The following is a 12,314-nucleotide window of genomic DNA, read 5'->3' as shown; positions in this document are numbered from 1 at the left end:
CATTGTTGTATCTCCATTCCGGTCTCTTTGGTGGCATACATAAAAAATACCCCATAGAGAGACTTTTTTAAAGTGTCTACTCTATAGGGTACAGTTTACACAAGGCAGTCGCTGTTTTTTTGTATGCAAAGTTTCTAACCCATGCCATACCGCAAACCATCTTCGGGTGCCATTAGGAGGACATGGAGGGAGCATCGGCTTGTTTCGTAACGGAGCCTTTCAACCAGTGAGCACGCCATTTGGATTGCATAACCAGCACCAACAACATGGATGCTGCAGCAATCAGACTAAGGATGACAAAGCCCGGCGTGTACGATTGATAAGAGCTATACAACTGGCCGAGAATGAGAGGCAGTGCATATCCACCAAGTCCACCGGCTGCACCAACGATTCCGGTCATGAGCCCAATTTCATTGCCAAACCGTTGAGGAACCAATTGGAACACGGAACCATTGCCGGCACCGAGACACATCATACCTAGGAATAACATAACGACAACTACAGGAAGTGGAGGGATGAAGGATACACCTACTAGCATGATACATGCTCCTGTATAGAGGAAGGTTAACATGCGTGTCCCACCGAGTTTATCTGCCAGATAGCCGCCAACAGGTCGGAAGAAGCTGCCTGCAATAACGCAAAAGGTAGTGATATCTGCTGCACGAACAGGTGACAGTCCGTATTGAGTATTGAAAAAGATGGTCAGATAGTTACATAATCCAACGAAACCGCCAAACGTTACACAGTAGAACGCGCAGAACACCCAAGCATCTCTTTGCTTCAACAAGCTTCCGTATTGAGATAATTTCTTCGGTTCAGGACGGTTCGGACTGTTACGGGCGAAGATGGAAAAGAGGAAAAATACAATCACGATGGGGATAATCGCTAGACCAAATACGACTTCCCAACTGCCAAAGTGAGTGGCTAACCGGTTAGCGAACAATGTAGCGAGAACGGTTCCGCTATTCCCTGCTCCTGCGATCCCCATGGCAAGTCCTTGATGTTCCTTCGGATACCACTGTCCTGCGAGTGGCAAGGCTGCTGCGAATGAAGCACCTGCTACACCGAGCAAAAGTGCGACCACATATAACTGGCTTAGTGATTCTACCCATAACCAGCCTAATAATAAGGGGATAATGGTGACAATCATACCAATCTGAGCCGTTCGTTTCGGGCCAATATAATCGGACATAAATCCGAGTACAAGTCGAAGAATTGAGCCGCCCAGAATAGGGAGTGCCACGAGATTAGCCTTCTCTAGGGGAGTCATCGGATAATCCAAGGCAATGACAACGGCTAGTGGACCAAGCATACCCCAGATCATAAAGCTGATATCAAAATACAAAAATGCGCCAAAGAGGGTAGGCTTATGCCCGCTTTTCCAAAAACTTTTGCTCTCCATCATCCATCATCGCTCCTCATCCAATTGAAAATATTTCTTACACGTGGTGTGTGATCCAATAGAAAAAGGCCACAAATCGTCCAGTTCATTGAACGATTTGCGGCCTCTTTGCCGACTGGCGTAACACGTCATTGTGTTTCCGCACCCGATAGGATCACAGCACTGTGATTTTGATTCAAATTATAAAAAAGGAATTCGAGTATGTCAACAAAAATTACATGGAATTTAAAATTACTTAATTTTTAATGTCCAACCTTCTTTTTATGTTAATTTTGTTGACATCAATTAAATTTTAACTTAATCTGAATCTAATATGAATTCACACAATGACGTGTGAATTCCGGAGGCAACGGTGCCCTTTTCCGAATGATGGAGAAGGGATTTTTCTGTTTTTTTATCAGCGTGTGAACGAGTAGGGGGTAGCTCATGGATAAAAAGAAGCTGGTGGTCATCGGAAATGGTATGGCTGGCGTGAAGTGCATCGAGGAGATCATTGCCATTGCTCCACATACGTATGACATTGTGATTTATGGTAATGAGCCAAGGCCTAACTATAACCGGATCATGCTGTCCAAAGTTCTGCAAGGCGAGCATACGGTGCAGGATATCATTCTTAACGATTGGAGCTGGTATGACCAGCATGGAATTCGGCTTCATACAGGAGAGACGGTTACTGGAATCAACACGCAGGAGAAATATGTAGAGACAGCATCTGGAATGAAGGAATCATATGACATCCTGATTCTAGCAACAGGATCATCCCCATTCATTCCACCGATTCCGGGAGTAGACAAAGAGAGAGTGATGTCATTTCGAACAGTGGATGACTGTACACGCATGGCTCAATATTCGAAGCAATACGGCAAGGCTGCTGTTATTGGGGGTGGCTTACTTGGACTAGAGGCCGCTCGAGGACTTCTACATCTTGGCATGGATGCGGTTATCGTTCATAACGCGCCTTATATCATGAACCGTCAGTTGGATGCCCAAGCCGCGGATATGTTACAGCGGGAACTGGAGAGTCAAGGGATGAAGTTCCTTCTATCGAAGAATACGCAGAAAATTGTGGGCAGATCCCAAGCGCAAGGTCTAGCTTTTACGGATGGTTCGAGGCTCGAAGCGGATGTGGTGATCGTAGCTGTAGGTATTCGCCCCAATGTCGAGTTAGCTAGACGGAGTGGAATTTATACCCATCGTGCCATAGTTGTTGATGATTTTATGCGTACCAGTGTTCAAGATGTGTATGCGGTTGGTGAATGTGCGGAGCATCGGGGGATCAGTTATGGACTGGTGGCTCCATTGTTTGAACAAGGAAAGGTTCTAGCTCGTACGTTATGCCAGCAGGAAACGGGAGCGTATGCAGGCTCAATTCCCTATTCGCAACTGAAAGTATCTGGGGTGGATGTATTCTCCGCAGGAGACATTAGCGGTGAAGGCATGCAGACAGCAATACAGATGCTGGATGGTGTTCAGGGAACCTATAAGAAGGTGCTTATGCAAGCAGGCAAGGTTCGAGGGGCTATTTTGTTTGGGGATACGACGGAAGGAACTGCATTGCTCAGTCTTGTTCAACGGGGAGCTGACGTAGCTGAGTTACGACCACGTGATGGAGAGCCTGATCCGGCAGAAAAAGCGGCGGCAGCATTACCTGCACAGGATACAGTATGTGCTTGCAACAATGTTAGCAAATTGGCGATCATGCAGGCGATCCAAGAGCATGGGCTACAGAATGCAGATCAGGTTAAGGAGCGAACAAAAGCATCCGGCTCATGTGGTGGATGTCGTCCCATGGTCGTAGCTCTGGTGAAGCACACGCACAATCTCCAGAAGAACGGCAGCGGCGCGAGTACTGCTGCGGATAGCGAAGCAGATCAGACGGAGCTACCGATATGTGGCTGTACAACGCTGGGACATGATGGACTCAAGAGTGTGATGGAAGAGATGTACCGGGAGCAAAATTCTTCAGCCGGACTGACATTGGATATTCAACACGGAACCGATTGGGAGTCAGAGAAGAATCTATTACTGCAAAGGTTGAGCTGGGAAACAGCATCGGGATGTGAGGTTTGCGAACCAGCACTTCGTTATTATGCACAAGTACTAAAACGTGGAGTTGCGGGTATGAACTCTGATCGTGAATGGGGTGTTTACGGGGCAGGGCAAGCTCATGGAACTCTCGTGTACAGTGATGATGCTATGTATGATGCTCTTTCGGGGTCTGATATGGGTGGACTCTTAACTGAACGACTTCGTCTGACGTGGAGAGGTATGGCGATGCCTGCTCCAGTTAGAATTGCGGTAGCTACAAGGCTGTCGTCACCTCTTAGCCCTGTTGTTCAAGATGTAGGTCTGCAAGCTTCTCCTGCTGGGTGGGAGGTATATGTTGGCGGTCATGCAGAGCAGCCCGTTAAGCAAGGTGGATTGTTAGGGCTTGCGGAAACGGTAGAGGATGCGGTGCGGCTTACCTCGGCGTGTCTCCAGTGGTATCGCCAGACAGCGCGATTTGACGAACCGATGTGGGCATGGTCGGAGCGACTAGGATTCATGTCGATTCGAGAGACACTGCTGGATTATCAGTTGCAGGGTGAGCTAGTGATTAGAAAGAACGCCGAGATGGCGAGTGCGTCGGATGCTCGGGAAACAGTTTCATCATATGGCAGGACGGCTGTGCAAGGTCAGAAATGATGTGAATGATCATTTTAGTGGAATGGCGGGATGAGGATGACACCATCTATCAATGCAGAGAAGACAGCTTCAATGCTCCAGGTACAGGAAACGCAGTGTCCCTATTGCAGTGTGCAATGTAAGATGAAGGTGAGCGAAGTGGCAGCGCCCGTTACAGGTGAACGCCGAGCGGAGTACGTCGTAGAAGGTGTCCCGAATAACGCTTCACAGGGACGATTGTGCGTCAAAGGCATGAATGCACATCAACATGCACTCAGCAAAGAACGTTTGTTGCATCCACTGATCCGTCGGAACGGTGAACTTGTAACCAGTTCATGGCACGAAGTGATTCAGTTCATATCGGAACGGTTCAGCCATCTGCAAGAGAGTTATGGGGCAGACACACTTGGTGTGTATGGCGGGGGCTCTCTTACCAATGAGACGGCTTATTTACTCGGAAAATTCGCAAGGGTTGGTCTTGGAACGCGGTACATCGACTATAACGGACGGTTCTGCATGTCGGCAGCGGCTTCGGCTGGCAGTAAAGTGTTTGGCATGGATCGAGGACTAACGTTTCGTTTGTCGGATATTCCGCTCGCACGTTGCATTGTGCTGGCTGGTACGAATATTGCCGAATGTCAGTCTACACTGCTTCCCTACTTTAATGAGGCAAAAGAAAATGGAGCATTTATTATCGTGATTGATCCACGCAAGACTGCCACTGCGGGGATCGCTGATCTTCATTTGCAGATTAAACCGGGAATGGATGCGTTGTTGGCAGATATTATGATGAAGCTAATTATAGATGCTGGCGCTGTAGATCATCAGTTTATAGGGGATCGGACTCATGGGTTTGAACAATTACAACAAGAACTGGCGGAGATGGATCTGGTAGAGGCTGCTGCCAAGTGTGGGATTGAGCTTGAACAGATTCGTCAGGCTGCGCTTGCTTATGGTCAGGCAGATACAGCAATGGTTATGACTGCCCGTGGGGTTGAACAACAGACTGATGGACATATGGCGGTTCGGCATTTTTTGAATCTGGTGCTCGCGACAGGCAATATAGGTAAACCTGGCTGTGGCTACGGCGCAATTACAGGTCAGGGTAACGGTCAGGGGGGGCGCGAGCATGGTCAGAAAGCCGATCAATTACCAGGTTATCGTTCAATTGAAAATGAGCAAGATCGTGCCTATGTTGCATCCGTGTGGGGTGTAGACCCAGCGAGTTTACCGGGAAAAGGGGTCTCTGCTTATGAAATGATGGAACTCGTTCATGATCAGAAGATTCGTGGTCTATTCGTGATGGGCTCCAATCCAGTGGTGTCGAATCCTAATGTACGTTTGGTGGAAGAAGGACTGCGTAAGCTGGATTTTCTAGTCGTGGCAGATATGTTCCTCTCGGATACAGCGCGGATGGCAGATGTAGTGCTACCCGTTACGGCTTATCTGGAGAATGAGGGGACATTAACGAATCTGGAAGGCCGTGTTCTTCTTCGTGAGCAAGGTATACCAGCACCGGGTGAGGCGCTTCATGATTGGGACATCTTATGTCGCATCGCTGTGGAGATGGGCAAGGCTTCGTATTTTCAATTCCAGTCTGCTGAGGAGATCTTTAATGAACTGCGAGAAGCCAGCCGGGGAGGCGTTGCTGATTATTATGGAATCACGTATGAACGACTACGTCTTGAAAAAGGAATCTATTGGCCTTGCCCGTCAGTGGAGACCACGGGAGAAGGATTAGTATTTGCTGAACGCTTTGCTCACGTCGACGGCAGAGCCTCCTTTACTGCAGAGACGAGTCCAGGTTGGAATGAAGTGTCCCGAGAATTTCCTCTAATCCTCACGAATGGGCGTGTGCTTCCGCATTATCTTACCGGCGTACAGACGCATCGAAGCCCGACACTTGAAGCTCGTGAGCTGGAAAACTTTGTTGAGCTTCATCCAACTACGGCTTCTCGTCACCGCATTCGGGATGGTGAGTGGGTAGAGGTTCAATCTGTGTATGGTAGCTTCACGGTTCGAAGCAGAGTGAAGGAGCATATTCGTGAAGATACGTTGTTTGTACCGATGCACTGGGGCGGCATTCAGAATGTGAATAGAGCTACAAGACCTGAACTGGACCCGTATTGTCGTATGCCCGGCTTCAAGACGGCAGCGGTTACGATCCGTCCTTTGCGTTTGGTATGACATGATATACACTTTTGTGTAAATGAACAGAAGGTTTCCCTAAATGAGAGGGGACCTTCTTTATTTTTGCTAGATTATGAGGTAGTCCATAGGTTTCATATAAAACGTGAGAAATGACTCATGTATGTGAAGAAAGATTTGGTTATTATACTAAATAGGGGCACATATGTACGCATTATTTTGATTTTGATAAGGTAGTCTCGTAATCAAGCTCTGTAATTGGCACTCAAGGGCCGATCAATGAGATAATGGATATATTTAATAGATAAATTGAACTAGCAATTTACACAAGAACGGAGAGGACAGAAATAACGTGAAGAAGCGAAGCGTTCGCCTTTATCCCCGGATTTTCCCCATTGGAAAGGGAATCAAAAAAAATCTGGGGATAACAGCGATCGAAGGGTTATTCTGTCATCGGAGTGGTCAGTGTAAATATTTATAGTTCATTTATAGGAAGGGGGAGACGGAGTGAACGTATGGGTCACAGTCAAGAGCTTGGGCAAACGAAAACCTGCTCTCGCCAAACAAGCTACCGAACTTCCGGAAACAACGGGCACGCTGAGACAACTCATCGGTAACATGGTTTCTCGGCAAGTACAGGCACTAGAGGACAAGAAAAACCAGGTAGATTGGCTTGCATACCTCATGCCTGAAGAGATTGAATCCCAGGGAGCTGCGGGGAAAGTGGGCTTTGGGGCGGTTAATAATGAAGGGATTCCTGAATTGCAGCAGGCGATTGAAACGGCCGTGTTAGCACATGAAGATGGTTTATATAAAGTGTTTGTTAATGAAGAAGAAGTACATCAATTGGATGAGCCGTTAACACTGCGTGAGGGTGATGAGCTAGTCTTTATCCGGTTCACCATGCTTGCCGGTCGTTTGTGGTAGGACGTATCTCAAGGAGGAGAATTAGATGAATCAGCAAGAGCAGGAACCGGGATATCTGAACGAGTTACGGGAAAAGGCAGCATCATTGCCTGAGGAACAGCATGAGCTGGCTGCTTATGTTGTAGAACTGGCTGGATTAGGTTATTTGCGTGAAGATGAAAAGCTCTATTTAAATATGCGACATACATTATTACAACTGGCGGCAGACACTGGTCGGCCATTGTTCCAGCCTGTTCTAGACATACTGGGACATGTGGCAAGTGAGCAACTATGTGCACGGTTCCGTTATATTGCGGAGCAAGCACCGAAGTATCCATACAGCAGTAACTATGAACGCAGACCGTTCCGTACATCTGATCCCGCACTGCATATGGGTCAAGTATTACGCAAGCTAGTCGGACTGTTCCGTATGGAGATCCGTGCATTCTCTCTGACCGAGTATGTGTCACTTCGTGAATACAAGTTCGATTACCAATACGAAATTCGATGGGTACTCCCTGATTGCATCGCCTATGAGCTGGATCATGATAACGGCGAAATGAAGCAGGCATTACATGACATCATCTATGGAGACAACCAGAATGCACTGTTAAGCGGCGAGATGATCAAAGGCATTGTACTGAGTAACCAGACCGAAGCGTATCAGATGGTGGGTGAACTGCTGGTTGCTGCAAGACTGCAGGAGGGACTGCGGCAGAGTATCGTAGAGCGTATGGATGAAGGTACGATTGAGGCGTATGTATACATATTAAAAATTATCATCGACAACAATCTGATCCGGTTCAGCTCGGTGGTGCGCGCGCTTGCTGTCTGGACAGGTATTGGCATTGAAGCGGCAAATCAACGGGTTGCGACCCAGCTTATAACGCAGGCTCACGAGGCTCTAGTTGATCCTGAGATACGCGCAGCATGGCAACTCGACGATAACGCAAACAAACTGTTTATTAGTCTCTGGGCTACGGCAGTAATTGAAGAGAGCGAATTGGGAGCTAAGGTGATCCAGATCATGGATCAAGGCCAATTATATCAACAGATCGTCGCTCAATATGTGCTTGCGAACAGCCAGAACCGAGAACTGCGATTAAGTCTGGCGCGTCAGTATCTTGGTGGACATGACATAGAGTTAATGCACTGGATTGTCCAAAATTACGATGCGATGTACACCTATGACTGGGGTCGGTTTGACGATGGAGATCAACAGCGCAGAGTGTATGTCTGGCCTCTACCTGTATTTTCAGATAAAGCTGTACGGCGACGGGATTTTGATCTATTCAAGCAGATGTTAGACGTCATTCCTCAGGCAGGCGCGGGAGGGTCGTCAGGCGTTCTTGAATTTGTTCAGTATCGTATTGATGCGGATGATGTCGTGAAGAAGATGCTCTATTTAGCAGCCTACGATATGGATCCGGAATGGATTAGCGAAGTGGTTGCGTTAAAAGACAAGCTCAGCGCCGATCTGAGAGGGGAGCTTCTGTCTCTATTTTTACAAGATCCTCAACAGGAGGTACAGCGACAGTTTATCCTCGATAGTTTATCGGATAAAAGTATGACGAACCGTGAAAGTGCGCTTCTTAAACTGAAGAAGCTTACCTTAACGACAGAGGAAATGAAGCAACTTGAGGCTTTGCTCAAATTAAAGACTGGTTCACTACGCCAGAAGGTCATACAGGTGCTTCTGCTTCAACCTGTAGATGAGCTTGAGAGTGCGTTGCAACGGCTTCTGACTGCCAAAGGTGAATTGCAGCGTCTAGGTGCGCTTGAATTGTTGACAGAGATCGCATCCGATCCGGAGCGAACATCACAACAAAACCGATTACAGCCATTAGCAGAGTTGATCACAGCCCCGACAGCTAAGGAGCAGAAATTGCTGGATAAGTTGAACGAGCAGAATAGTCAGTATACCGCTGCAAATGGATTTGGTTTGTTCGATCCTTCACGGAAGCAGCCTTTGCTTGAAGAGCAGCGTGATTTCGGTAGCTTTAATGTGAAGGAGATGTTCACCCTTTCCTTGGAAAAGGCGGAACAATTCCTTGGTGCGCTTGATGCGTTGGTGCATGAGCATAGAGATGTGGAATATGAAGTGGAGTATTACGCGGGCTACAAAGAAACACTTCTGGTTGGAGCTAACCTACGCTCGACGGTTCCTTATACGCAACGTAATGAAATGCCTTTAATGGAGCAATTCCCATTACATGAGGTGTGGGAGGAATTCATTAAGCGTAATGGTCTGGATCACCAGGAATTGCTACAGCTCGTTTTCAGCATGCGATTCCACAATCTGAATAAAAATTTGGACGACCACTACAGCTATTATAGTCAGGCATATGAATATGATGAACTGCGAAAGATTCCGTTGCTGGAGGGTTGGCGCAAGGAATTTGCAGAGCAGATCTATCCTCTATCTTATATCGAGCAGTTGAAGGAACTATTTGAGAAATTGACGTATTCCGAGCAAGTGGAAGCGATCGTTACAGCTGCTTTTGAGGATAGTGACAAGGCGGATACATTCGAGATTGCTGAGAAGGCATGGGCCTTTATTATAGCGAGTATGCCGAAGGAGCAATTGGAGAAGGAAACGGGTATGCTTCATATCTTAACCGGTCCATGGAATTACCTTGTACGCGGCAGAATCTATGATGACCATAGCTTTAAGCGTTATTTCCAGACAGCCTATCAATTGAAGAACCTGGTTAAAGATACACATCCGTTAAACTTGTTATCACTGGAAGACTTTTTACGTGCTTACAAACTAGATTTAATTGATGATCAGGAGATCTATCAACAATTGTTGATGGGTGCAGATCGCCATGGCTTCATTCGAGATTTAACGTATAGCCGTACCGAGGGTGTTGCGGATGATCCAGAGATGGTTCATATACGGGATACCGCTGTTAACCGTATTGTGGAGATTGAATTAACGCGGGGTGAGCTATCTACAGAAGTTAGCACACTTGCGATGAAGCTTGATCGAATTGAAGGCATGGAGCACTGGGTGCATCTTGTCTCCGCAATGGATCAGGACACCTTCGTTCGTGGTTATATTTATGGTTACGGGAATAACACGACACGCAAAGAAACATTCAGCTATCTGATTCAGAAATGTCATCCAAGAGATGGTGAGAATGAAGATCTTCTACACGAGCTACTAGAACGGTATCCAATTCAGGAGAAGAAATTGCTTGAGGCGGCAATGTACGCGCCGCAGTGGATGGAGATTGTGGCGAAATATCTAGGCTGGGAAGGGCTGCGTAGTGCAGCATGGTACTTCCATGCCCACATTAACGAGAGCTTTACGGCGGAAAAAGAAACGATTGTGGCGCATTATTCTCCAATTTCACCACAAGAGTTCAACGATGGCGCTTTTGATATTGCTTGGTTTGAAGAAGCATACGCAGCTGTGGGCGAGGAACGTTTCAACCTGTTATATGATTGTGCCAAGTATATATCAGGCGGAGCTAATCATCGCAGATCACAATTGTTTGCAGATGCTGCTCTAGGGAAATTGCGCCTCGAGGATATGCGGAAGTCTGTTGAAGAGAAGCGTAACAAGGATCATTTGTTGACATACAGTCTGATTCCATTTGCTGAAGAGCGGGAGCAAGACCTACGTGAACGGTATGACTTCATTCAGAAGTTTCTAATGCAGAGCAAACAATTCGGAGCACAGCGACGTGCTAGCGAGGGAGCTGCATCCCAGATTGCGTTGGGGAATCTTGCTCGAAATGCAGGCTATGCCGATATCACACGTCTGATCTGGGGTATGGAAGCCCGCAAGCTAGATGAGATGAAGTCTTATTTCGAGCCTCATGAGCTTGATGAGACGACGACAGCACAATTGGTCATTGATGAAGAAGGGCAGCCAGATCTCGTCATGATCAGCAAAGGAAAGACACTTAAGTCTGTGCCTGCAAGATTTAAGAAGGATGGATATATTACTGAATTGAAGGAGTTAAAATCAGACCTGGTACAGCAGTATCGCAGAGCTAGACAGGAGCTTGAACGCTCCATGACATCAGAGACTGCTTTTACCCGTGAAGAGATTTCGAGTCTGTTCCAGAATCCAGTTCTTCGACCTTTAGTGAGCAACCTTGTATTCAAGACCGGTGAATACGTAGGGCGATTCGATGCATCGACAGGTGGTCTAATTAACGTGGATCAGGAAGGCACTATCCACCCGCTGACAGATCAAGATGAGCTGTTGATTGCACATGCGTTACATCTGTATAACAGTGGTCAATGGAGTGAGTTCCAACGTGATCTATTCACCCGTCAGGAGCGGCAGCCATTCAAGCAGGTATTCCGAGAGTTGTATCTGCCTAATGAGGATGAACTGGCGAATGGTACTGTATCCCGGCGCTATGCTGGATATCAGATTCAAACCCAAAAGACCGTGGCTCTGCTCAAAGGACGCCAGTGGACAGTAAGTTATGAAGAAGGTCTACAGAAGGTGAGTTATGAGCATAACCTGATTGCCAATCTGTATGCGATGGCAGACTGGTTCTCCCCGGCTGATACGGAGTCACCTACGCTGGAGACAGTTCAATTCTATGATCGCAAGACGTACAAGCCTGTAGCATTACAAGATGTACCACCGATCTTCTTCTCTGAGGTCATGCGAGATATTGATCTGGTTGTGAGCATTGCACATGTGGGCGGAGTAGATCCAGAAGCAAGTTTGACGACAATTGAGATGCGTCATGTGATCGTTAATGAATCTCTGCGTTTGCTGAAAATAGACAATGTCCGTTTGGACGGGAACTATGCGCGTATTGATGGTGAGCTGGGAGAATATGCTGTTCATCTAGGTAGCGGTAATGTGTTCAAGCAAGCGACAGGAGCGCTTCACATTGTACCTGTGCATAGTCAGCACCGTGGACGAATTTTCCTGCCATTCTTGGATGAAGATCCAAGAACTGCGGAGATTTTATCCAAGATTATGCTGCTGGCCGAAGATAAGAAAATCAAGGATCCTCAGATTCTTGCCCAATTGCAGAACTAGAATGATGTCTTGGTATAAGTCATAAACATAGCCGGAGTACCTGTTAAAAGGGACTTCGGCTACTTCTCTATGTTCTTATTCATGAAGTTTATGTGGTGTATCCGATTTCAAAATGACCTTGGACCCAGGGGCACTACGCATCCTTCCTGATATTGATAATTAATTGTATAAACT

At 47.0% G+C, this 12,314-nt stretch carries 5 protein-coding genes; 4 read left to right on the top strand and 1 reads right to left on the bottom strand.

All coding sequences use genetic code 11. The annotated features are described in order from the left end of the window. Nucleotides 1-172: 172 nt before the first annotated feature. Nucleotides 173-1,402 (bottom strand): nitrate/nitrite transporter, encoded by a 1,230-nt coding sequence (locus tag ASD24_RS10305; RefSeq protein WP_056695203.1) that lies wholly within the window; start codon nucleotides 1,400-1,402, stop codon nucleotides 173-175. 426 nt (nucleotides 1,403-1,828) lie between these two features. On the opposite strand from ASD24_RS10305, the gene ASD24_RS10300 reads away from it, so the two are divergent. From ASD24_RS10300 to ASD24_RS10285, 4 genes are all read left to right on the top strand, one after another. Beyond that, entirely contained in the window at nucleotides 1,829-4,087 is a 2,259-nt protein-coding gene (locus tag ASD24_RS10300) for an FAD-dependent oxidoreductase (RefSeq protein WP_056695191.1), read from the top strand. Nucleotides 4,088-4,123: 36 nt separating this feature from the next. After that, nucleotides 4,124-6,253, top strand: a complete 2,130-nt coding sequence (nasC, locus tag ASD24_RS10295) for an assimilatory nitrate reductase catalytic subunit NasC (RefSeq protein ID WP_082560364.1) — start codon at nucleotides 4,124-4,126, stop codon at nucleotides 6,251-6,253. 468 nt (nucleotides 6,254-6,721) lie between these two features. Further along, the gene (locus tag ASD24_RS10290; protein ID WP_056695187.1) at nucleotides 6,722-7,141 is read left to right on the top strand and encodes a hypothetical protein; all 420 of its coding nucleotides are present in this window, start codon (nucleotides 6,722-6,724) and stop codon (nucleotides 7,139-7,141) included. A 25-nt stretch (nucleotides 7,142-7,166) separates the two neighbouring features. After that, on the top strand, nucleotides 7,167-12,140 hold the full coding sequence (locus ASD24_RS10285; protein ID WP_056695185.1) for a DUF4132 domain-containing protein: 4,974 nt from the start codon (nucleotides 7,167-7,169) through the stop codon (nucleotides 12,138-12,140). Nucleotides 12,141-12,314 lie beyond the last annotated feature (174 nt).

The organism is Paenibacillus sp. Root52 (assembly GCF_001426865.1).
In the GTDB taxonomy this organism is placed as follows: domain Bacteria; phylum Bacillota; class Bacilli; order Paenibacillales; family Paenibacillaceae; genus Paenibacillus.
Note: the sequence above shows the minus strand (reverse complement) of the source record. Positions and strands in the feature narration are given on the sequence as shown.

What these genes read in the sequence shown, in the direction of transcription:
- ASD24_RS10305 (WP_056695203.1), bottom strand. Translation starts at nt 1,402, where the DNA reads ATGGAGAGCAAAAGTTTTTGGAAAAGCGGGCATAAGCCTACCCTCTTT.
- ASD24_RS10300 (WP_056695191.1), top strand. Translation starts at nt 1,829, where the DNA reads ATGGATAAAAAGAAGCTGGTGGTCATCGGAAATGGTATGGCTGGCGTG.
- nasC (WP_082560364.1), top strand. Translation starts at nt 4,124, where the DNA reads ATGACACCATCTATCAATGCAGAGAAGACAGCTTCAATGCTCCAGGTA.
- ASD24_RS10285 (WP_056695185.1), top strand. Translation starts at nt 7,167, where the DNA reads ATGAATCAGCAAGAGCAGGAACCGGGATATCTGAACGAGTTACGGGAA.